The sequence below is a fragment of the Chitinophaga parva genome (assembly GCF_003071345.1).
Classification (GTDB): domain Bacteria; phylum Bacteroidota; class Bacteroidia; order Chitinophagales; family Chitinophagaceae; genus Chitinophaga; species Chitinophaga parva.
Genome location: NZ_QCYK01000002.1, coordinates 830,759 through 854,461, shown reverse-complemented (window position 1 = coordinate 854,461; position 23,703 = coordinate 830,759). Strand labels below are relative to the sequence as shown.

The following is a 23,703-nucleotide window of genomic DNA, read 5'->3' as shown; positions in this document are numbered from 1 at the left end:
TGATCCCTGATTATAACCGCGATGCATGAGTGCGCCCGCAGTTACCGCTTGTTGAATTAAAAGTAGCACAATCCCTATCCGCCGGCTTCGCAGATTTTACGCATTTATTAACGGATTTTATCCCTTCATCTTAAAATAAGTGTCAAATAGACCTTTTTAAGTGTCAATTAAACCTTTATGCATAGACATACATCCAGGGATGACATAGAAAAAACACTTATTTGCCAGCTGCGCGGTGCAGGCGCAGCACGTTTATAGAATAAGGCGCCAGCTCCAGGTTGAAGTCTGCTGATGCATGCTGGATCTGGGAATGTTGTGGTGTATATGCAGTGGGATGTGCAAAGGAATTCTCCACCGTATCTGATGGTGTATGCAAACTGATCAAAGTGGCCGTGGGCAACACTTCCACGCCGGGTGTCTTAAAGTTGGTCCTACAGGGTGCAGCACCTGCATTTACCGCCTTGATAATGATATCACCGCTTTGTGCATCGGCTCCGGAGATCACGAAAACTTTAGGCGGCTCCCGGTAGGTCATGAGCAATTGATCATCCAGGTAGCAATCCACCTCATCCGCTTTTACTTCCAGGCGTATGTTATACCAGCGCCCTTTTTCAACAGGCGCCGGTAAAGGTTTGTGATCTGTTACACTGCTTACATCATACCCATGTGTTACGCTTTCAAACACACTGGTGGCATTTACATATGCACCGATGTGCGCGCGTAAATACGTATTGCTGTCCTGCACGGCAAAGGGAATAATAAATGCATTGGTACCCTCCTTTTTGCGCGCTTTCAGTGTAAGCGTGTAGGTATCAAAACTGCGCCCCTTCAACCAGGCAAATTGCTGGGCACCCTGGGCGGTTTGCGAAAATGCGCTGTCTTCCAGCTTCCAGGTGCCGCGCACAGGCTCCCAGGGACCGGCGCCTTGCGCAAAATTGCTTTGATACACCACCTGCCCGTTTTGCGTTACCGTGATGTCCTTGTATTCACTTTCGGTGTCCCAGGTGCCCAGGCCTATGCCGCCGGAGAAGGCCGGCAGTGGCTGCTCCGGTGCCAGGCGCTGTACCTGGGTGGCCAGGTTTACAGTGGGTTTATTTTCATTGAACAGCTGGATAGCATAATAAGAAATACGCGCAAAACTGTGGGCGGCGTCAAAATTAATAAGGTTCACCGGCCAGTCCACGTCATGCACATTCACCAGCAGGGGCGCGTAGCTGCACATCTTCACCAGGTCACTGTTCTTTTCCATGCTCATCATGTATACCGCATCACTCAGCGTAGCAGCCATGTTGCCGGCACCTACACCGGCATTGGTGGCGTATTCCCCCACATACATATCCCAGTTGCCCCGCTTGTATTTATCAAAATGATCATAGTGGTTCAGGCTCCAGAAAGCGCCTTTGTAAGCATGTTCATCCACGATATCAGTATGCTGCATGCTGTCCAGTGTATGCCGGTTCACATCGCCTATGCCCATGCTGGCAATGAGGTGAAGCTGCGGATAGTGCGCGTGGATGGCGTGGTAAAACACGTTGTAGCGTTTTGCATAGCGCGGCCCATGCTGTTCATTGCCGATCTCCACATATTTAAGTGGGAAAGGCGCCGGATGCCCGGCAGCGGCGCGTTTGGCGCCCCACTTACTGGTTACGGGCCCTATGGCATATTCAATGGCATCCAGGGCGTTTTGTATGGTAGCCTGCAAGCTATCGTCCGGCAGGTAGGTGCCGCTGCGGTATTCGCAGGATACACCTACATTCAACACATATAACGCCGCCGCGCCAATGTCTTCACAGTACTGCAGGTATTCATGATACCCAAACCCGTCGGACGACCAATAACCCCAGGGGCTATACGTACCGGGGCGCTGCTCCACGGGGCCCAGGGTGCGTTTCCAGTCTGGCGCACTCTGGATGTTGATACCTTCCACATAGCAACCGCCCGGCCAGCGGATGAAGGCAGGCTTCAGGTCTGCCAGGTATTGGGCCAGGTCTGCGCGCAACCCGTTGGGCCGGTGTTTGAAGGTGTTTTCCGGGAACAGGCTTACAAAATCCAGCCAAAGAGTGCCCTTGCCCCCAAAACTGATCACAAACTTTGCCGCCGGATCATTCCGTACGGGCGTAAGCGTAGTGGTATATTTTTGCCAGGTGTGCTTACCGGCAATGTTCATTTCCCGGCTGGCCAGCACCGTGCCATCCGCACTTTGCAGGGATACCGTGAAAGGGCCCTTGTAACTGCCATTGCGCACATAAAACTTCAGGTTGTACGCATGGCCCGCTACAGCGTTGATGCCCCAGAATCCTTCATTGGCAAGGCTTCCAGCGCCCGTGGCTTTTATTTCCAGGGAATGCGGGGTAGCGCTGTTAAGTGGCTGTTGCGTGGTGAGCGCCAGGGAGATGTTACCCTCACTGCTCCACGCGGGCCACTGGCTGTGCAGGGGCCATTCCATTTTCCAGTCGCTTGCTTCGCCTGGCTTCAGCATAAAATGCGGCGTGCGCTCCGGTACAATGAACCCATCTTCCAGGTGGGTACCCTGGGGCAGGTTCGCTTCTTCAAAACCCCGGTTCTGGATCAGCTCCGCATAGAGCCCGCCCTCACCGGCATGGCTGATCTCTTCAAAGAAGATCCCATGCAGCACCGGCGATACGGGAGCGCCTTTTTGCTGTGCATGGATCGTGACAACGGCTTTTTCCTGGGCCAGCATGGCCCTGGGGGCCAATGCGGCCCCCAGTAGCAGGATGGATAAAAACTTTTGCATGTGTTATTCAACTATCCATTCATGAATACCGGATGAATTATCCGCCGGCAGCTGCACTTCCATTCTCAGCGCCGTAGTGGTCACAGGCTCAAACCGTACTACATCGTACTTATCCTTGTCTGTAGGGTAAGGCGTAGTGTTCTTCACCGGCACCCATTGCCCGTCTTTCTGGTAGAACAGTTGCCACCTGGCAGGCACGCGGCAGCCGCCAAAGGGGCCATCGTCAAACCAGTATACTTTGGACGAGGATACGGTGTAGCTGCTGTCAAAATCATATTGCACCCATTCCTTGCTGTTCTTCTTGGGCCACCAATGAAAATACAGCGCGCTGTTGTCCTGGGAATCCTGGGGATCGTACTGGTCATTCAGGGCCATGAACATGCGCTTATTGTTCAGTGATGCACTCACCTTTGACCTGGAAGCGATAGTTGCAGCGGGTTTGGGGCGGGCAGCAGATGCTTCGTAAGGGATCCACACTTCCATTTCGGTAGCGCCCCGGTTGTTCCAGGCGTAATAGGGAATGGCCTTCACCGTTTCTTTAGTCATTACCAGTTCATCACTCTTAGGCTGGCGGGCGGAAGCTACGCCTTCTGTAGCCAGCACCGTTACGCCTTTCAGCAGGCCTGGCTCATAAGAACTTTCCACTGCGGCATTTTTATCCACCAGGATGTTCTGCACCGTAGAATCTTTATAGTCCGGGCCTTCCAGGCAATACACGATGGGGCCTTTCTGGAAGGCGAAACGGCCCTGGTCTGCCTTTACATTTTCATTGGCCAGTACTTTCTGTACCGGCATGGGCAGGTCCACTTCCACCTTATCTCCTTTCTTCCAGCTGCGTTTGATCACGGCATAGCCTTTTTCCATGGTGTAATCCAGGGATTGTCCATTCACGGTGATGGGTATCAGCACTTCTTTCTTGTCTGCAAACTGGTACAGGTCACTGGGCACAGCTTCTCCCCTGGCCCATCCCGGGATGCGCACATGCAGGCTGAAACCCGCGTCCTTGCCGGGGTCTACGCGGATGCTCACTTTACCATTCCAGGGATAATCTGTTTCCTCGCTCAGTTTTACGGTGCCACCTTTCAGTGTAATGCTGGCGTTGTTGCTCATGAAAAGATTCACAAAAAGATCATCGCCATCCTGTGCATACACGTATCCCGGCACAGATGGCAGGAAGCGTGTCATATTGGTAATGCAGCATGCACAGCTAAACCATGCGCTGCGGCTGTGCTGCCCCATGGAGGCCAGCGGGTTGGGATAGAAAAAGCGGTCGCCGCTGAGTGACATACCACTCAGCAGACCATTGTACAGCGTGCGCTCCAGCACATCAATGTATTTCGCATCCCCATGCAGGAGGAACATACGGTTATTCCAGTACACATTGCCAATGGCCGCGCAGGTTTCCGCATAGGCCGACATATTGGGCAGGTCATACGCGGGGCCAAACGCTTCCCCGTTGCCGGTAGCACCTATGCCGCCGGTAACGTAGAGTTTCTTGCTCACCACATCATTCCAGATCGCGTCAATAGCGCCGAGGTATGCACGGTCACCTTTCAGCGCCGCTACATCGGCAATGCCGGTGTACATGTAAGCCGCGCGCACTGCGTGGCCTTCTGCCTCGTGCTGGTCCACGATCTTTTTATCTGCCTGGTTGTACGCATCGCCTTTGGGGCCGCGGATGTCCAGGAAGAACTTGGCCAGCTCCAGGTATTGCTGGCGGCCGGTTACACGGTATAGTTTTACCAATCCTATTTCCACGATCTGGTGACCAGGGTATTCCGTCTCTTTGCCAGGGCCAAAATCTTTAACCAGCAGGTCTGCGTTTTTCAAGGCAATATTGAGCAGGCTTTTCTTACCGGTGGCCTGGTAATGGGCCACTGCGGCCTCGTACAGGTGACCGGAGTTATACAGCTCGTGGCTTAGTTCTTCTTCCTTTACCCAGCGCTTGTCGCCTATCCAGGGATGTGGGTGGCTGGAATGCACGGTGCGGAAAGTGTACAGGTATCCGTCCGGCTCCTGTGCCGCCGCAATGATACTGATCAGCGTATCCAGCTGTTTTTCCAGCTTGGGATCAGGCTTGGTTTGCAGGCTGTAGGAAGCGCCTTCGATCAGTTTGTACAGGTCTGTATCGTCAAACGGGTACTCCGTCATTTTATCACCGGGGATCTTGTGCGCTGCGCGCAGGAAGTTGTCAATGCGGCCCTGCTCCCGGCACTTCTGCAGGATGTAGGGAATGGTCACATTGGCATTCACTTCCAGTTTCGGTTCCCAGAAATGATCTGTTAAATGCACGTGGGTAAAGGCCACCGGCTGGATGGCATAGTCTTTTATCTGCTGTGCCTGCGCACCTGCCGCACATAGTGTGGCGGCCAGCGCCAGGTGAGTGGAAAATATCTTCATACGCATGTTTTTGCAATTTTAAATCCGTTAAGCAGTCACCAGTACCTGGCGGGCCTTCTTTCCCCAGGTGAGGTAGTACACCGGCACGCCGGCCAGTACCAGGCCCAGTCCTGGCCAGGTGAACATGGGCCGGTAGATGAGCAGCAACACACAGATGCAGGTGGCCGCGATAATATAAATGGCCGGCAGTACCGGGTAACCAAAGGCTTTGTAAGGCCGTTCCAGCTGGGGCTGTGTGCGGCGCAGGCGGAAAATGCCGATGATGGTAAGGATGTAAAACAGCAATACCACGAAGATCACGTACTCCAGCAACTCGCCGTAATGCCCGCTGGTACAGAGTATGCAGGCCCATACACCTTGCAGCCACAAGGCACGTCCGGGTACGCCATTCTTATTCAGCCGGCCTATCCCTTTAAAGAACAATCCATCCTTTGCCATCGTATAGCACACCCGGGCGCCGGAAAGGATGAGGCCATTGTTGCAGCCAAACGTAGAGATCATCAGCATCACCGCGATAATGTCTGTACCACTGCTGCCAAAAATATGCTGGCTCGCGGCCACGCCTACCCGGTCATTATCTGCAAAGGCAATCTCCTGCAGGGGCAGCACGGCCAGGTACATAAAATTGGCCAGGAGGTAAATGGTGGTAACGATGAGGGTACCATAAAAAAGGCTGAGGCCAATATTGCGTTCCGGGCGCTTGATCTCGCCGGCAATAAAGGTTACGTTATTCCAGGAATCGCTGCTGAAAAGGCTTCCCACCATGCTGGCGGCAATGGCGCCTGCAAAGGCCAGCCCGCTGTAGGAAGCCACTTTGCCCGGTGCAGTGAGCTGCTGGAAATGGAAAGCGTTTTGCCAGTTATCGCTCCAGTGGCTGTTGCCCATGGCCTTGACCAGGCCACACACGATGAGGCCAAACAGGGCGGCCAGCTTTACCAGTGTAAAAACGGTCTGTATCACTTTCCCTTCTTTTACGCCACGGGAATTAATATAGGTGAGCAACACCACCAGCAAAATACTGGTAAGCTGGGCTACGGAAAAATGAACGAAACCCAGGTCAAGCAACATATTCTTATCACTCAGTGCGGGGAAGAGGTAAGCGGCAAACTTGGAGAAAGCTACGCCCACCGCGGCGATGGAGCCGGTCTGGATCACCATGAAAAAACTCCATCCATACAGGAAGCCCGTGAGCGGGCCAAATGCTTCTTTGAGGTAAACATACTGCCCCCCGGCTTTGGGAAACATGCTGCTCAGTTCTCCATAACTCAGTGCAGCCGTAAGTGTTAGTAAGCCGGTGAGCACCCACACCAGGGTAAGCCAGCCGGCACCGCCCACGTTGCGCGTGATATCCGCGCTCACAATAAAAATACCGCTGCCTATCATGGAGCCCGCCACGATCATGGTGGCATCCAGCAGGCCCAGTGACCGTTTGAAAGATGTTGTTGTTTCCATTGAATTACACGGGTTAAAAAAGATAACGATCAGCGGCTGCAATGCAACAGCAATACGCCATGCGGCGGTATCACGCTGTGAGCCGGTCTTGGGATGTTGGTCTGTGTCCAGGCGTTGCGGGTGTGGGCCCAGGCTTCCAGTCCCAGGGCCTTCCAGTCTATTGTAATATCACGGTACGTAGTGTCCATGTTAAAAATGCCTACGGCACGGCTGCCATCTGCCAGTTTTTTTACCCATACCTGTTCCTGAGCGGTGGCCAGCACGCGTTCTGCAGGAGCGCCCAGCGGGTCCTGGTCCAGTGCCAGCACCTCATCATTGGTAAGCAGGTTAAGGGTAAAGGCATCCAGTTTGGAGAGGTCGCAGCCAATGAGCAGGGGGGCGGATTGCAGGCACCAGAGGCTCACGTGGGTATATTGCTCATCCGGTGTAAGCCGGGATGGATGCAGGTGTTCTCCCCAGCCCACCTGGCCTACGATCATCATATCCGGGTCGTTCCAGTGGCCGGGGCCTGCATAGGTGTGCAGTTTGTATTGGCTGAAACCTATGCGCAGCAGGCTTTCCCAGGTATCTTCAATATCTTCCGTGGTGCGCCACGACTGCGCGTCCACCTGCTGGCCCCATTTCCAGACCTCCTTCATACCGTACTGGCAAAGGCTGTAAATGATGTCGCGGTGATGGTGGCGTAAAGCCTGCTGCATTACGCGGTAAGGCTTTATAAAGGTTTCCAGGGTGGTATCATTGCCGGCTATGCCATCGTAGCTGCACCAGTCGTATTTCAGATAATCCACGCCCCAGGCAGCGTAACTGTCTGCATCCTTTTGCTCATTTTTATAAGAGCCCAGGAAGCCGCCACAGGTAAGGGGACCGGGGCTGGAGTAAATGCCGAATTTCAACCCCCGTTCGTGCAGCCACTGTCCCAGGCCTTGCATATCCGGGAATTTACTGTTGGGCACTATGCTGCTATCCGCCGCACGTTGGGGCGCTTCCCAGCCATCGTCTATATTGATGTAGGTCCACCCGTGGGCTGCCAGTCCTTTGTCCAGCATGGCCTGGGCAGAGCTTTTCACTTTTTCGTCACTTACACTCAGGCCCCAGCAGTTCCAGCTGTTCCAGCCCATGGTGGGGGTGTAAGCAAGGGTATCGCCTATATGGAGCGTAAGCGGGGCGCTGGTTTTGCCCAGCCTGTTTTGCACCGTGGCCACCAATTTGTAGGTACCACGGCGTATAGCCGTTCCCGTTATTATACCAGTGATGGCATCCACCTGCAGGCCTTCCGGCAGGCCGGCCACCTGGTAGTGCAATGGTGCAGCGCCGGTTGCTGCCACCCGCCAGAGTAGCGGCGCACCCGGCCTGGCACCAAAGATCTTTGCCCCGTTGATCCGCGGCTGCTGCGGTGCCGCCGGCGTAAGGATGTAGGGGAATGCCTGTGTATGTTGCAGTTGCAGGCCGCTGCCATCCGCGGTGAACCGGTAGCTGCATACAATGCCCTGGCGGTTTGGCACCTCCATGTGGATGCTACGTTGTCCGAAAGGCGGCAGTTGTACCATAGCTGTTTTACTGCGCACGGTAATATGTTGTACCTCGTCTGTAATGGTGTATGCAAGGGTACCGCTTACGGGCGTATTGAAGGTGTTCACCAGCGTAAGCGCGGCACCCGCGCCACCGCTGATCTGCAACCCGTCTGTTTTTTCCAGCAGGTCTATATAAGGCTGGCCCATGAAGATGCCGCCGGTGCCGCCACCATCGTAGTCGCGCACGGCAATCACGTTATCCGCATCCCAGTGGATAGCGGGATCATTCAGCGCCAGGTGGTATTCCCGTACCGCGGGCCACTTGCTTTGATAACCGCCCGCATCTTCCGGGAAGCCGCCGGTCTGCCCTATCTTCTTTCCATTGAGATAAGTGGCATCCACGTCATTTACATGTGCCAGGAAAATACGCAGGCTGTCTTTCCAGAAGCCCTGCTGGCGCAGGCTGGAAGGAATGATAATATGAATGCGGTACCATGCAAAACCATGGTAGCCCTCAAAGCCCTGCTCCTGCCAGGTCTTACCCACTTGCTGTTGTTTCCAGGCGGCATCATCAAAGTCTGGTTGTGCCCAGCGGGGATCGTCGCCGGTGGTGAATGTTGCGGTTTGCAGGAAAACAGCGTGCGGGTGCTGGGCCCGCGTGGAAAGGTGCAGCAAAAACAGGCATATGAGCAACGGGCACCACTTCATCTGGTTGATAATGTTTTGGCTTTAGAATGGCTACAATACAAAAAGGCAGCAAGGTCAGATCACCTGGAACCCGTATGCATACGGATCATCTTCGGGATCTATGCTGATGGTGTTATACCCGTATACCCGTGCCCATCCTTCAATTGAGGGGCGGATAGCCGGGTGGCCGCCTACCGTCAGCGTTTCGGCAATGCGGCCTATGAACTTGGAACCGATAATACTTTCATGGATGAACGCATCCCCCGGCTGCAGCTGGCCCTTGGCATACCACTGCGCCATGCGCGCGGAGGTGCCGGTACCGCAGGGGGAACGGTCTATGGCTTTATCGCCGTAGAACACGGCATTGCGCGCGGTAGACGTGGGGTCCAGCACGGCGCCGGTCCACAGGATATGGGAGCAGCCATTGATCTGCGGATGATCCGGGTGTACAAAAGTGTAAGCCGCATTAATGCGCTTGCGCAATTCCCGGCTCCAGGCAATCAACTGGTCTGCTGCATAATGTTCTATGCCTTTGAAATTAGGCTGCACATCCACGATGGCGTAGAAGTTGCCACCATAGCTTACATCCACATGCAGCGGGCCCAGGTCCGGGCATTCCACCGGCAGGTTTTCCGAGTGCAGGAAAGAAGCTACATTGGTCAGTTGCACGGATTTCACCTTTTTGCCTTCCTGCCTGTACGTGATGTGCACCAGGCCCGCGGGCGCTTCCATACGCACCACACCGGGTGTTTTAGGTACAATGAGGCCTTCTTCAATGGCAATAGTGATGGTGCCAATGGTACCATGCCCGCACATGGGCAGGCAGCCGCTGGTTTCAATGAAGAGCACTGCCACATCATTCGCCGGGTCATGCGGCGGGTAAAGGATGCTGCCGCTCATCATATCATGCCCCCGCGGTTCAAACATCAGGCCCTTGCGGATCCAGTCGTATTCCTGCAGGAAATGCGCGCGTTTTTCCAGCATGCTGTTGCCCTGCAACACCGGCCCTCCGCCGGCCACCAGCCTCACGGGATTACCGCAGGTGTGGGCATCTACACAAAAAAAAGTTTTCTTCATGGATCACGTTTATACGATGGCATCGCGGGTGTACACATTGTCCACGAGGCGAAGAATATTTTCAGGATTAGCATTTTGCAAAGCGGGCGGCAGCAGTTCATCCGGCAATCCCTGGAAGCAGAAGGGCCGCACCCAGCGCCTGATGGCAGTGCTGCCCACGGAAGTGAACCGGCTGTCGCTGGTGGCCGGGAAAGGGCCACCATGCACCATGGCAGCGCATACCTCCACACCGGTAGGCACACTATTGAGCACCAGGCGGCCGGCCAGGGACGTTTGTAACGCCAGCACATCTGCATGTGCGTCCAGGTCTTTACGTGTAGCCATTACCGTGGTAGTGAGCTGCCCTTCCAGCGCGCGGAGGGTCTCCAGCAGTTGTGCCTTGTCTTTACAAACCACCAGCATGGAGAAGGGGCCAAACAGTTCTTCGTGCAGGGACGGTTGCTGCAGGAACGTATCCGCCTGCACGCTTACCACCGCAGGTTGGGCATCCAGCTTGCCTTTACGGTCCGCCGGGGCATGCAGCAGGTTGATGCCGGGCTGCAATAATTTTTCCTGCAGGCCTTTGGCATAAGCAGCGCAGATGCCCTCGTGCAGCATGGGCTGGGGCGCCACCTGCGCAATGGCCTCGCCCAGTGTGCGGGAAAACCGCTGCAGGCCTTCGCTTTCAATACCCAGCAGGATACCGGGATTGGTACAGAACTGGCCCATGCCCAGGGTGATGGAACCGGCATAGGTTTGCGCCAGTTGTTCCGCGTTTTCCTGCAGTGCATCCGGCAGGAGCACTACCGGGTTCACGCTGCTCATTTCTGCAAACACGGGTATGTTGCGTTTTCTTTCCGATGCATATTGCAGCAGCGCCTTGCCCCCTTGCAGGGAGCCGGTGAAGCCCACGGCAGCGGTAAGCGGGTGCTTTACCAGCGCCTCGCCTGCTGCATTGCCACCTTCCACATGCTGCACTACGTGCGCCGGCATGCCGGTAGCAACGGCGGCGTGCTCCATGATGGCAAACACGCGCCGGGAAGTTTGCGGATGGGCGGGATGGCCTTTGATCACTACCGGGCAGCCTGCCGCCAGTGCACTGGCGGTATCACCGCCGGCAGTGGAAAAGGCAAAGGGAAAATTGCTGGCGCCAAACACCACCACCGGCCCCATGGGAATGAGCAGTTTGCGGATGTCCGGGCGTGCAGGCACACGGTCTGGCAAAGCCGTGTCTATGGCGGCTTCTACCCAACTACCCTCGCGGATAAGGGCGGCAAACAGGCGCAGCTGGCCACTGGTGCGGCCCACTTCCCCGTTCAGCCGGGCTTCCGGCAGGTGCGATTCTTCCATGGCCACCGGCACCAGTGCGGGCTTAGCGGCATCCAGCCCCGCAGCAATGGCTTCCAGGAAGGAAGCCCGCTGCACGGCCGGGATATTTTTGTACGTAAGAAATGCTGCATTAGCTTGTTGCAGCACGTGGTCTATCTGCTCTTGTTGCATGCGTGTTATTTTTACTTACAGGGCCACTGCCAGTGTTTTGTACTCCGGCAGTGCGGGACGGGTACGCAGCGCTTCGCGGATCACGTCCAGCACCTGCGTTCTTTCTTCGCCTTCCAGCACCAGGCGGGGCGCGCGCACGTGCTCACTACCCAGGCCGGCTTCCGCTTCTGCCAGTTTAATGTACTGCACCAGCTTGGGATGGATATCCAGCTCCAGCAGGGGCAGGAACCAGCGGTAGATCTTCAGCGCTTCTTCAATTTTACCCGCTTTCACCAGTTTGTATACGGCTACCGTTTCTGCGGGGAAAGCACACACCAGGCCACCTACCCAGCCCACGGCGCCCATCAGCATTTCTTCCATGGCCAGGGTGTCTACGCCGCACAGGATCTTAAAGCGGTCGCCAAAGGTGTTGATCATGCGCGTTACGTTAGACACGTCGCGGGTAGATTCTTTCACCGCCTGGATGTTTTCTACTTCCGCCAGTTCTTCAAACATCTGCAGGGTCACTTCGATCTTGTAGTCCACCGGGTTGTTGTAGATCATAATGGGCAGGTCTGTGGAGGCGGCAATGGTCTTAAAGTAGGCCACGGTTTCGCGGTGGTCGCTCTTGTAGCGCATGGGCGGCAGCAGCATGAGGCCTTTGGCGCCCCACTGCTTGGCCAGTGCGGCCTGGCGGAGCGCTTCCCTGGTAGATCCCTCTGCAATATTGAGCACCACGGGCACCTTGCCGGCAGCCACGTTCACAGCGGATTTCACGAGCACTTCTTTTTCCGCGGTTTCCAGCACGCTGGCTTCCCCGAGGGAGCCACCCAGGATAATACCTTCCACCCCGGCATCCAGCTGCGCGCGGAGGTTGCTTTCAAAAAGCGCCTGGTCCAGTTGGTCACCGGCGGTGAATTTCGTCGTCAGCGCGGGAAATACGCCTTTCCATACAATTGCCATATTCAGTTTTTTCTCCAAAAATAAGCGGGCGCACAGGGAGCATCGTCGCGGTTTTTAATCAATTATAGCCGGATATTAACCTACTTGAAAATTTTCTTCCGCCACCTGCCTGTCAAAACTTAGCGTATACCCTACGCCTCCAGTTTTTTTTACTTATTTTCCGGAAATCTACAGAAAAATAACAATTGTCAATTAAACAATTATTATTTTTAGTGCATCAACCATTTTCACTCACACCTGTAACTTGCGATGTATGAGAGTCCTGCAGTTCACGATTCCTGTTGCCCACGAGAAGAATATTATCGTGCAGCGCGATGTATTGCCGCATTTTTACCCGCACCTGCACCGGCACAACGAGATCCAGCTCACCTGGGTGCAGCAGGGTGAAGGAACCCTGGTGGCCGATAACAACATGCATACCTTCCGGGGCAATGAAATTTTCTGGATCTCGGACAACCAGCCTCATGTGTTCAAGAGCGATCCTTCTTATTTTTTACCCCGGAGTAAAAAGAAGATCCACGCCATGATGCTCTTCTTTAACCCCGTGGGCCCGCTGGCCCCCCTCTTTGAACTGCAGGATACTAAAGGCATTAAGGCTTTTATGCACCAGCACAAAGGAGGCTTTAAACTGCCCCAATCGCAGGTGGCGGACATCTCGCAAAAAATGTTAAGAATCCGTGATACCAGCGGGGCCGTGAAGATGATCTGTTTCCTGGAGCTGTTGCAATCCCTGTATAATATCAAGGACCTGGTGTCACTGGGCGCCGGGGTGCAGAGCAATATCCCGAATGAACATGAGGGCGTGCGCATTGGCAGCATTTATAACTACATCATGCAGCACTATGAAGAACCGCTTACGCTGGAAGATGTGGCCAAACGCGCGCACATGACGCCCCAGGCCTTTTGCCGGTATTTCAAAAAGCACACGCGGCATACGTTTATTTCGTTCTTAAATGAAGTGCGGATCAATGAGGCATGCAAGCAGCTTACCGCGGGGAGTTATGAGAGCATTGCCAATATTGCGTATTCCTGTGGGTTCAATAGTGTGACGAATTTTAACCGGGTGTTTAAGACCGTGACGGGGAAAGCACCGGGAGAATATGTGGATCATTATTTCCACCACGTGGAAACGTCCTTTGCACCGGAGCCATAAAAAAACGGCCACACCTGGAAAGGCGCGGCCGTTGCAATTTATAATCTATCTCGCAAGTTATTGAAAACGGTTAGGGTCAAAAGGCTTTAGATCGATGGCCGTGGGCCTGTTATCAATCACTTCCGACACCAGTTTCCCGGTAGCCGCGCCCAGGCTGAGGCCCAGCATGGAATGGCCCGTAGCAATCACCAGGTTTCCATATTTTCCACCACGGCCTATGTACGGAATGCCATCTGCAGAGCAGGGCCGGTAGCCATACCACATCTTATCTTCCGAGGGCAGGGCAATGTTAAAATCCGGGAAGAAATCGTTCACCGTGTTTACAATGCCCTGCACCCGCTTATAGTTAGGCGGTGTATGCGTGGGCACTACTTCCATGGTGCCGCCCAAACGCAGGCTGCCGGCACCCAGTGGCGTAATGGCTGCGCGGCCTTCTACCAGCACGGCCGGGTGGTTTACTTTCACCGGGAAATCATCCAGGGTCACGGAATAACCACGGCCCGGCATGAGCGGAATACCGGCCCCGCAAACCTGCGCCAGTTCCCGGCTCCAGGCACCTGCTGCCAGCACTACTTCATCTGCGCTATACTCACTGTCTTGTGTGATCACTTTTGTAATACGCCCGTTTTGCGCGGCAATATTTTTCACTTCCTGGTATGCACGCAGCGTAACGCCTTGCGCCTGCAGGTAGGCCTTCAGCTGTTCCATCAGCTTATTGGGCCACAGGTGCCCGTCGCACTTGAAGTAAATAGCACCCAGGGCATTCACTTTCGCATGGGGCTCCAGTGCCTGTAATTCTTCTTTGTTCACCAGCTCCGTATCCAGCCCCAGTGCTTTTGCCTGCGCCACCGTATGGTGGGCATGTTCCGCATTTCCTTCCGTTTGAAAGATCTCCAGCATGCCTTTGCGCTCGTAGTCGAAACTAAAGCCGGGCAGCTGCTCCCATTGGGTGTATTCCCGGGCGCTGAGCAGTGCAATATCGCGCAGGGGCACCCCTGCCTGCTCCACATTTTTCCGGTTGGCACTGCGCATAAAGCGCAGGCCCCATCCCAGCAAAGCGTTGCTCAGGGAGGGTTTCACGTAAAATGGGCTCAGGGGGTTGAACATCCATTTGAGCCCCTGGGCCACAATGCCAGGCGCTGCCAATGGAATGAAATGGCTGGGACACACATACCCCGCGTTGCCATAGGAACAGTTGTCCGTGAAATCGTTTTTATCCAGCACCGTCACTTCATGGCCGGCCTGCCGCAGGTACAGCGCGCTGCTCAAGCCTATCACGCCACCGCCAATGATCACAATATTTTTCATGCGTGTATTTTATCAGAGATTGTAAAAACGCCAGTTGGTCTTATAGTCTTTCGGTATATCCTTATGTTCCAGGATGGCCCGCAGCATTTCCACGGGCATCATGTTTTCATGCAGTACGGCATCATGGTATTGCCTGGCCGTCATCTTGCCACTATCCACCAGTTCCTTTTTCAGTGCTGTAAATTCCAGCCCCCCTATCATGTAGGCCACCTGGTACAGCGGGGAATAGCCGCCCACAAAGGATCTCCTCACCTCTCCCACGGCATTGGCGCGCTCATGGCCCACACGGTCTACCAGGAAGTCAATACATTGCTGGGGCGTCCAGCGGCCCAGGTGGTAGTTGAGGGAAAAAATAATGCGTGCGCAGCGGTGCATGCGCCAGAACAGCATCCCCACCCGGTCTTCCGGGGAGGCCGGGAACTTCAGGTCCCACAATTGCATTTCCCAATATAAGGACCAGCCTTCAATCCAGAAAGGGGTTTCAAAGTGGCGGTAGGTCTTATAACGGTTGGTGCTGAATTCCTGCAGGGCATGGCCCGCCAGCAATTCATGGTGCACCGTGGCCCTGGAGAAATGCGGGTTGTTACCACGCATGCTCATCAGCTTATCCGCTTCACTCATACCACTTACGGGATAGGAGATGCTGAATTCTTCCCCGCCGGTAAAGAAAGGGTTCACCAGCTGGCGTTCCGGCGTCATCATGATCATGCGCCAGGTTTCTTCCGCCAGTGGAGGAATGGTTACCAGGTCGTGTGATTTGAGAAAGTCCACCGATTCGTTGTACAGCTTCATCATGGCCTCCGGTTGCTCACCGGCGGGCACATAACTGTTCTTCACCTTTTCCAGCGCGGCTTTCCAGTTATCGCCAAAACCCATTTCACGGGAAGCTTTCAGCATCTCCGCATCGCACCATTTAAATTCCTTGTTGGCAATATCCACCAGTTCTTCCGGTGTGTAATCTATCATTTCCACCTGTAACTGGCGGATCAGTTCTTCCCGGCCAATGGGGTGACCAACGATACCACTGCCATCATCCTGCTGTCCCGGCATGGCAGCCCGCTTTTCCTTAAACGCTTTGCCATAGGCCTCCAGGGAAGCTGTCAGTTTTTTATAAGGCTCGGGGATCCACCAGCTGAACAGCGGATCGTACCCGTTGTAAAATTCATACACACTTTTCAGTGCATCCTGCAGCCCGCCCGTAATGGCCTGGCTACGGCGCAATTGTGCCGGCGTGAAAGTTTGCCTGCTGCTGTCCAGCCGCGCTTTCAACGTATCGATGCTGCGGGTGATACGGCTGAAATCCAGCGCCATGGCCTGCGCATCAGGCCGGGTACCGCGGCGCCGGCTGCGCTCCGCCTGGTAGATGGTATCTGCAAACGGAAACCATGCTGCCACGGAATGGATCTCCTGCTGCTCCTTTTGCAGGTTGAACTGCATGGATTGCAGCTGGCGCAGGAACAACTGGTAATCCACTTTGGTGCCGGTATTATACTGCGCATAAGGCAGTTCCTGCACCTTCCCCAGGTAGCTCTTCACGATGTCCTGCAGGCGGGTCATCCGGTCTGGTGAAGCCTCTATCATGTAAAAGCGGTCCAGGTTACCATAGTCCGCACGAAACTGCACCATCAGGTTATTGACTTCACTGGTTTGTTCATACAGGTCACTGCTTTGTGCATGGGCGGCAAGGCCCAGGCCACAACTCAGTATCAGCATCCACAGGCTGCGTTGCATAAGGTAGATTTTAGGTTGATTTACAGCTCGCCGGCATTACGGTCCGGCGGCAGGATCTTAAACAGGTGTTGTACAAAGAAATCACGCTTGCGTTGCCGTCCAAAAGGCCCGCCGTCACTGTGCCCCATACCGGGTACGGTGAGCAGGTCAAAGGCTTTGTTGGCCTTGATGAGCGCATCTGCAAAACGGTAGGTAGATTCCGGCGGCACGTTCTCATCATGCTCTCCCACGATCAGTAACAGGCTGCCCTGCAATTTAGCGGCATTGGTAATGTTGGATTGTTCCCCGTAATGTTTATCCACGGGATAGCCCATCCATTGCTCATTCCACCATTGCTTGTCGATCCGGTTATCATGACAGCCACAGGCCGCCACGGCCGCTTTGTAAAACTCAGGGTGCCAGAGCACAGCGCCGGCTGCATTCTGCCCACCGGCAGAAGTACCATACACGCCTATGCGGGTGCTGTCTGCAAACTTATACTTGCGTGCCAGTGCTTTCATCCACAGGATACGGTCCGGGAAGCCGGCATCTGCCAGGTTTTTCCAGCACACATCGTGAAATGCCTTGGAACGGTTGGCCGTGCCCATACCATCCACCTGTACCACGATGAAGCCCAGCTCCGCCAGGCTTTGCATCTCCGACCAGGGCAGGTAGCTCTTGGGTACAAAAGCATCCTGCGGGCCGGCATAAATGTTTTCAATGATGGGATATTGTTGGGTGCTGTCAAACCGGGAAGGCACGCACATGATGCCATAGATATCGGTCACCCCATCGCGCCCCTTGGCCACAAAAGGTGTGGGCAGGGGAATGTGCAGGGCCGCAAACGCAGTGGTATCAGCCCGCTCCACCTGCAGCAATAACTTACCATCGCTGATGCGGCGCAGCTCCGTTACCGGTGCTACATTCACCTGTGAATACGTATCCAGGTAATACTTCTTATCCGGTGAATACTGGATGCGGTGGTTGCCTGCTGCCGGTGTCAGCGCCACGAGATGCTGCCCGTCAAACCCAATGCGGTAGGCATGTCCAAAGTAAGGATCTTCCCCGGGGCTCATGCCGCTGGCGGCGAACCAGATCTCCCTTTTCTTCTGGTCTATGCTGTCAATACCCTTCACCACGTAGTGGCCTTTCGTAACCTGCTGCTTTACCCGGCCGGTAATACCGTCTACCAGGTAAATGTGGTTCCAGCCATCTTTTTCCGAAATCCAGATAATCTCGTTGGTATTGGGCAGGTATGCTGTGTACAGGCGGTTCTCGTAAATGAAAGTTTTGGTCTGTTCATCCAGGATGGTGCGGGTACCGGCGGTAGCCGCATTCACTTCTATGATACGGAAACGCTGGTGCCCGCGGTCTACTTTCTCATACAGGAAAATATTGGGATCGCCTTTGCGCCAATGCAGTACCGGCGCATCAAAGAAATCAATGATCTCCGTATTCACCTTGCGGTCTTTCCCATCGGCCAGGGTAAAGAGATGCATCTCGTAGGTGGTGAAAGGGTCACCGGGTTGTTTGTATGGCTGTGACTTCAGCACACCACGGGTGGTATTGGGCACGGACGACAGCACGTAGTAAATGCTGGAATCCCGCACGGGATGGATGTGGTAGCCCACCAGGTATTTGCCGTCCGGCGACCATGCCAGTGCGCCGTAAGGCACGTCATCACTCCCGTCCCTGGTGAATTGCTGCACTTGTTCTTCCCCATGCAGGGCGCGCACATACACATTGCCATCCTTAATGTAAGCCACATGCTCCCGGTCTGGCGATACGCTGTCTGTTTCAAACCAGCGCCAGCGGTCTGCATGCTCCGTCAGGTGCGGATGTTGCGCGGTGTCCGGCGCCAGGCCGGCAGTATCCCGGAGGAGCACATTGGTGCGCTTCACTACATCTACCAGGCGGAAGGACCTTGATTTGTTGGCGCCTTCCTTCACATACCAGAACTGCTGCCCGCCGGCCAGCCAGTGGGGGTGCACGCTGGTGTTGAACACTTTGTCCTTAGCCAGGCTATCCAGTTTTGCAGCATCTTTATAACGCTGCACTTCTTCTGCATGCGTGGGATTGTAAGGCTGCTGGGCGGCGGCGTGCAAGCCGGCACATCCCAGCAGTAAGCATAGTAATCGCTTCATAGTTGATCTTTATTTGCGAATAATGCGGCAACCAAACACACGGCCCGCGGTTTTACCGGGCAGTCCCTGGAACTTCACTACCACTTTAGTTTTGCCGGCAATCAGGCTGGCAGGGATGGGGTATTCAACGTCATAAAATTTACCGGTGGCACCGCCGGTCAGTTCCTGGCTGCCTATTTTCACATCGTCCACGAAGATCTCGAAACTGCCGCGCTTATCATCCCCGATGTAAGTGGCCAGTACCGCATTGGGCACGGACGGATCTACTTTCATGTCAAAGGAGAAGAAGCCACCATCGCGGGCCTCGCGGCTGGTGCGGCCCAGTGCATCGCCGGTGTAGGACTTTTCAGAAGCGTGCAGGTTGTGATCACGTTCCGGCTGCATTTCACCCAGGCGCATCACGTCTATGGTAGCCCGTTCTATTTCCTGTGCGCGTTTCTTTTCTGCTTCGTATTCTTTTTCGCGGCTGGTCCATTCCTCATTGGTGAAGTAATCCCAGTACACGTTGTAATAACGGTTGTACGTAGCATAGAACGGTTGCAGGGTTACGTCAAAAGGCTTACCCACATTTTTCAGGTTAAACACCAGCGGGTTGCTGCCGTTTTGTTTGGCCCAGCTGTTCACATCATGGTTATCGGTGAGCAATACCGGCGTGCCGTACACAGGGTCCGGCATGGTATCGCCCAGCTGGCCGGCCAGTACCACGGGGCCATACAGCAATGCAATGCGGTTAGGATTGTCCGGCATGGGCTCAGAATACAGCGCCATCGGGAAGTTCACATCTATTTTGTCCAGGTTGTTCCACTTACGGTTGATCACGAGGTAACCGTTTTCTTCTTTTGCATCTTTCACCTCTTTGCCGTTCACCTTCACCGTCATGCCCTGCTTTGCCCACCAGGGATGGCGGATGCGCAGTGCAAACGCAGTGGGTTTGCTGGTTTTAATGGCAAGATGGGTTTCCGGCCTGGCGGGATATTCCGTGTTTTGGATCACTTGTATGCCCTTGTCCTTCCAGTTCAGCGCAGAACCGATGAACAGGTTTACATACAGGCTACCATCCCTGCCCTGGAAGTAAATGGCCTCGCTGTACTTGGAGTGGTTTTCCATACCGCTGCCTACGCAGCAGGTAAAGGTATTGAACGGATCACTGAATTCTTTACGGGTACCCATGCGCAGCGGTACAAAGTAGCACATCATGCCGGTTTCAGGGTTTTGCGAAGCGAGGATGTGATTGTACAGCGCACGCTCGTAAAAGTCTGCCAGCTTACCGGAGGGCTGCCAGCAAAAGAGGTGGCGGGTCAGCTTGAGCATGTTGTAGGTATTGCACGTTTCGCAGGTATTATCGCTCAGCGCGTCATTGAGCTTGCCCGGTGCGCCGCAGTATTCATAGTTGCTGTTACCACCTATCACGTAGGTGCGCTGGTGCACCATGATATCCCAGAAAAAATCTGCAATGGTGCTGTCACCTTTATTGCCGGTCAGTTCGTACTGGCGGGCGCTCCCAATGGCCTTGGGCACATTGGTGTTAGAGTGCTTGCCGGTCATGGGATCTATTTTTTCAGACAGCGGTTTCATTACAAAATCATCATAGAATTTGTAAGAAAGGTCCAGGTATTTTTTGTTGCCGGTAATGCTGTAAATGTTTGCCAGCACATCATTCATGCCACCATACTCACATTTTAACATGCGTTGTAACTGTGCCGTGTCCAGGTTTTTCAGGGTAGCGGCGGTCCAGTCGGCCAGGCCAATGTCCACTTTCAGCGCCTGCTGGTTATCCGTATACAGGTAGGCGTCCAGCAGGCCTGCCATGATCTTGTGCACCGTGTACCAGGGCGACCAGCCCCCGTTCAGGTCAAAGCCGCCGGTCCTGATCTGGCCACGCGCTACTTTACCAAAGATGGAATCTTCTTCCGGGATGCCGCCTACATAGCCCGTTTTGCGGGCTTCCTGGCAGCGGGCCAGCTGGGCCACGAGGTAATCCACCTTGTCCTTAAACGCTTTATTGCCGGTAGAAACATACATCATGGAGCAAGCGGAAAGATAATGCCCCAGTGTGTGCCCACTTAAGCCGGAGCTTTCCCAGCCTCCATACGCCTCCCCCTTTGTGGGCAGGCCTGCATGTTCATAAAAGCGGGCCAGCAAACGGTCCGGGTCAATGCGGAGCAGGTACGCAGAATCCTTGTCCATCGCATTCCGGAAAGGACCGCTGCCCAGCAGCTTTACATCATGCAGGTCAAAAGCATAAGCCTGCATGCCTACCACGGGCTTCACTTTAAATTTGGCATCCGTTTTCTGTGGTGCGTAAGATTGTGCGGTGCTGTTTACGGCCCATAAGCAGGCCAGGGAAAGTATGATTGCTAAACGTTTCATTACAAGTAGTTCATTTCAATTGTAATATTGAAAAAATATGCGGGCAATTCGTTAGCGGATTTTAGCCACCTGTATACGGATTTTACCCCTTCCCGAGGTGCGCATTGTGTCCCCGATACGCAAGTTTAAACCTGCGTGATTTCAAAAAAAATCCAATGCCACCTTTTACCCGCCATCCCCGCCACTGATCCGCATTTCCTGCCGCCGGTACCTGCCGGATGGGGCCGCACAAATGTCGAACAGACATTAAAAATTCTTTTAGAATTCAAAATAAGTGTTACTTTGACAAGTATTAATTCCCGGTATGAACACACAAGATTATGTAATTGGCCTTGATTACGGTACGGATTCCGTGCGGGCCGTGCTTGCAGATGCAGGCAATGGAGCGATCATCACCACTTCCGTTTTTAATTACCCGCGCTGGCGCGATCAGTTATACTGCGATGCGGCGGAGAGCCGCTACCGCCAGCACCCGCTGGATTACGTGGAAGGATTGGAATACACCATCAGGGACTGCCTGGCACAGGCAGGGCCTGGTGCTGCACAAAAAGTGAAGGCCATCTCCGTAGATACCACCGGTTCCACCCCCGTAGCGGTGAATGCAGCAGGAAAGCCCCTGGCATTGCTGCCAGAGTTTGCCCACAATCCTAACGCCATGTTTGTGCTGTGGAAGGATCACACTTCCGTGAAAGAAGCAGCACAGATCAATGCGCATGCAAAAAAGTTCGACACCGACTACCTGCAGTTCGTGGGCGGCATCTATTCTTCTGAATGGTTCTGGGCTAAATTGCTGCACATCCTGCGCGCGGACGAAGCCGTGCGCAAAGCTACAGTGTCATGGGTAGAACATTGCGACTGGATCCCATTCCTTTTATCCGGCGGTAATGATATAAAGCAGTTGAAACGCGGCGTATGCTCCGCCGGCCACAAAGGCTTATGGGCAGCGGCTTTTGGCGGCTACCCGCCCAACGGGTTCTTCGCTTCCCTGGACCCGCTGCTGGATGGATTTGCCCCTGCTATGCCGGCCGTCACTTACGCCGCCAACGAAGCAGCCGGTACGCTCTCTGCAGAATGGGCTGCACGCCTGGGACTGGGCTCGGAGGTGATCATAGGCATCGGTGCCTTTGATGCACACATGGGCGCCGTGGGTGGACAAATAGCACCTTACTATTTAAGCAAAGTAATGGGCACCTCTACCTGTGACATGCTGGTAGCGCCTGTGGAAGAAGTAAAAGACAAACTGGTGCGCGGCATCTGCGGCCAGGTACACGGCTCTGTGATACCCGGCATGATCGGCATGGAAGCCGGCCAGAGCGCCTTTGGCGATGCCTATGCCTGGTTTAAAAAAATAGTGAGCTGGCCTTTGCAGCAAGCCATTGCGCAATGCAGCGATGAAAACATGAAAGCCACCTTGCAAAAGACGTCAGACGATATTATTCCCGCCCTCACCAAAGCCGCTGCGGCACTGCCATTGGATGTGCAGGCAGAACTGGCATTGGACTGGATCAATGGGCGCCGTACACCGGACGCCAACCAGTTATTAAAAGGTAGCATCACCGGGATGAATATGGCCAGCGATGCGCCCCGCCTCTTCCGCGCGGTAGTGGAAGCCACCTGCTTTGGCGCCAGGGCTATTGTAGACCGCTTCGTGGACCAGGGCATTCCTGTGAAGGGATTGATAGGCCTGGGCGGGGTGGCCAAGAAGTCGCCTTACATTATGCAGATGATGGCCGATGTGATCAACATGCCCATCCGCATTCACCGCACGGAGCAAACCTGTGCCATTGGTGCGGCCATGTTTGCCGCTACGGCCGCCGGGATCTATCCAAACGTGGAAGCCGCAATGCAGGCCATGGGCCAGGGTTTTGAAGCAGAATACCTGCCGGATGCCGGCCGTGCTGCCATCTATGCACAACGTTATGAACGCTATAAAGAACTGGGCGCTTTCATAGAAGCCCATACGCACTAAGTAACACGCTTTAATCTTTTTATATGCCATACCAGGATATTCAACAAGCGGCTTATGAAGCCAATATGCAATTGCCTAAATTAGGCCTGGTGCTTTTTACCTTTGGCAATGTAAGTGCTGCAGACCGCCAGCAGGGCGTGTTTGCCATAAAGCCCAGCGGTGTGCCTTATGATGAGCTAACACCGGAAAAAATGGTGATCGTGGACTTTGAGGGCAAGACCGTGCAAGGCAACCTGCGCCCTTCTTCAGATACACTCACCCATGCTGTGCTTTATAAACACTGGGAAAACATTGGTGGCATTGTGCACACGCACTCCACCTACGCCACCGCATGGTCACAGACCCTGCGCGACATTCCCGTGTACGGCACCACGCATGCAGACCATCTTACCGCGGACATCCCTTGTGCACCGCCCATGGACGACGCCATGATCAAGGGCAATTATGAATATGAAACAGGCTTCCAGATCATGAACGCCCTGCGCGATAAAGGCCTCCGCTACGAAGAAGTGGAAATGATCCTGGTAGGCAATCATGCGCCTTTTACCTGGGGCAAAACCGCCTCCAAGGCTGTGTACAACAGTGCCGTGCTGGAAGCGGTGGCACAGATGGCCTACCTCACGGAACAGATCTATAGCGATTGCTCCCGCCTCAAAGCCTCCCTCATTCAAAAGCACTACCAGCGCAAACACGGTGATGGTGCTTACTACGGCCAGGATTAAACGAAAACAAGGAATAAAAATTCA

The 23,703-nt window shown here is 54.4% G+C and carries 14 protein-coding genes; 3 read left to right on the top strand and 11 right to left on the bottom strand.

Features of this window, described 5'->3' with window-relative positions:
• Positions 1–217: 217 nt before the first annotated feature.
• From DCC81_RS13885 to DCC81_RS13855, 7 genes are read right to left on the bottom strand one after another with little or no spacing between them, the layout of a single operon-like run.
• Positions 218–2,755 (bottom strand): alpha-L-arabinofuranosidase C-terminal domain-containing protein, encoded by a 2,538-nt coding sequence (locus DCC81_RS13885; RefSeq protein ID WP_108687220.1) that lies wholly within the window; start codon positions 2,753–2,755, stop codon positions 218–220.
• Positions 2,756–2,758: 3 nt separating this feature from the next.
• On the bottom strand, positions 2,759–5,155 hold the full coding sequence (locus tag DCC81_RS13880; protein WP_240612986.1) for a glycoside hydrolase family 127 protein: 2,397 nt from the start codon (positions 5,153–5,155) through the stop codon (positions 2,759–2,761).
• Between the two features lie 27 nt (positions 5,156–5,182).
• On the bottom strand, positions 5,183–6,607 hold the full coding sequence (locus DCC81_RS13875; RefSeq protein WP_108687218.1) for an APC family permease: 1,425 nt from the start codon (positions 6,605–6,607) through the stop codon (positions 5,183–5,185).
• A gap of 29 nt (positions 6,608–6,636) precedes the next feature.
• The gene (locus DCC81_RS13870; RefSeq protein ID WP_108687217.1) at positions 6,637–8,826 is read right to left on the bottom strand and encodes a glycoside hydrolase family 27 protein; all 2,190 of its coding nucleotides are present in this window, start codon (positions 8,824–8,826) and stop codon (positions 6,637–6,639) included.
• Between the two features lie 54 nt (positions 8,827–8,880).
• Positions 8,881–9,882, bottom strand: coding sequence for a 4-hydroxyproline epimerase (locus tag DCC81_RS13865; RefSeq protein WP_108687216.1), 1,002 nt, complete (start codon positions 9,880–9,882; stop codon positions 8,881–8,883).
• Positions 9,883–9,891: 9 nt separating this feature from the next.
• The gene (locus tag DCC81_RS13860) at positions 9,892–11,361 is read right to left on the bottom strand and encodes an aldehyde dehydrogenase (NADP(+)) (protein WP_108687215.1); all 1,470 of its coding nucleotides are present in this window, start codon (positions 11,359–11,361) and stop codon (positions 9,892–9,894) included.
• 15 nt (positions 11,362–11,376) lie between these two features.
• A complete protein-coding gene (locus tag DCC81_RS13855) occupies positions 11,377–12,303 on the bottom strand; it encodes a dihydrodipicolinate synthase family protein (RefSeq protein ID WP_108687214.1) in 927 nt (308 codons plus the stop codon).
• A 253-nt stretch (positions 12,304–12,556) separates the two neighbouring features.
• Between DCC81_RS13855 and DCC81_RS13850 the strand changes: the two genes are divergently transcribed.
• Entirely contained in the window at positions 12,557–13,456 is a 900-nt protein-coding gene (locus DCC81_RS13850) for an AraC family transcriptional regulator (RefSeq protein WP_108687213.1), read from the top strand.
• 57 nt (positions 13,457–13,513) lie between these two features.
• Here the strand turns inward: DCC81_RS13850 and DCC81_RS13845 are convergent, their stop codons facing one another.
• The 4 genes from DCC81_RS13845 to DCC81_RS13830 are packed head-to-tail and all read right to left on the bottom strand — an operon-like array spanning position 13,514 to position 20,988.
• Complete coding sequence (locus tag DCC81_RS13845; RefSeq protein ID WP_108687212.1) at positions 13,514–14,764, bottom strand: NAD(P)/FAD-dependent oxidoreductase; 1,251 nt, start codon at positions 14,762–14,764, stop codon at positions 13,514–13,516.
• Between the two features lie 12 nt (positions 14,765–14,776).
• Entirely contained in the window at positions 14,777–16,495 is a 1,719-nt protein-coding gene (locus DCC81_RS13840; RefSeq protein ID WP_108687211.1) for a DUF885 family protein, read from the bottom strand.
• 20 nt (positions 16,496–16,515) lie between these two features.
• Positions 16,516–18,618, bottom strand: a complete 2,103-nt coding sequence (locus DCC81_RS13835) for a S9 family peptidase (protein WP_108687210.1) — start codon at positions 18,616–18,618, stop codon at positions 16,516–16,518.
• A 9-nt stretch (positions 18,619–18,627) separates the two neighbouring features.
• Complete coding sequence (locus DCC81_RS13830) at positions 18,628–20,988, bottom strand: glycoside hydrolase family 127 protein (protein ID WP_108687209.1); 2,361 nt, start codon at positions 20,986–20,988, stop codon at positions 18,628–18,630.
• A 304-nt stretch (positions 20,989–21,292) separates the two neighbouring features.
• On the opposite strand from DCC81_RS13830, the gene DCC81_RS13825 reads away from it, so the two are divergent.
• Positions 21,293–22,957: a ribulokinase gene (locus DCC81_RS13825; protein ID WP_108687208.1), complete on the top strand. Its 1,665-nt coding sequence runs from the start codon at positions 21,293–21,295 to the stop codon at positions 22,955–22,957.
• Positions 22,958–22,980: 23 nt separating this feature from the next.
• The gene (locus DCC81_RS13820; RefSeq protein WP_108687207.1) at positions 22,981–23,679 is read left to right on the top strand and encodes an L-ribulose-5-phosphate 4-epimerase; all 699 of its coding nucleotides are present in this window, start codon (positions 22,981–22,983) and stop codon (positions 23,677–23,679) included.
• Positions 23,680–23,703: the final 24 nt, after the last annotated feature.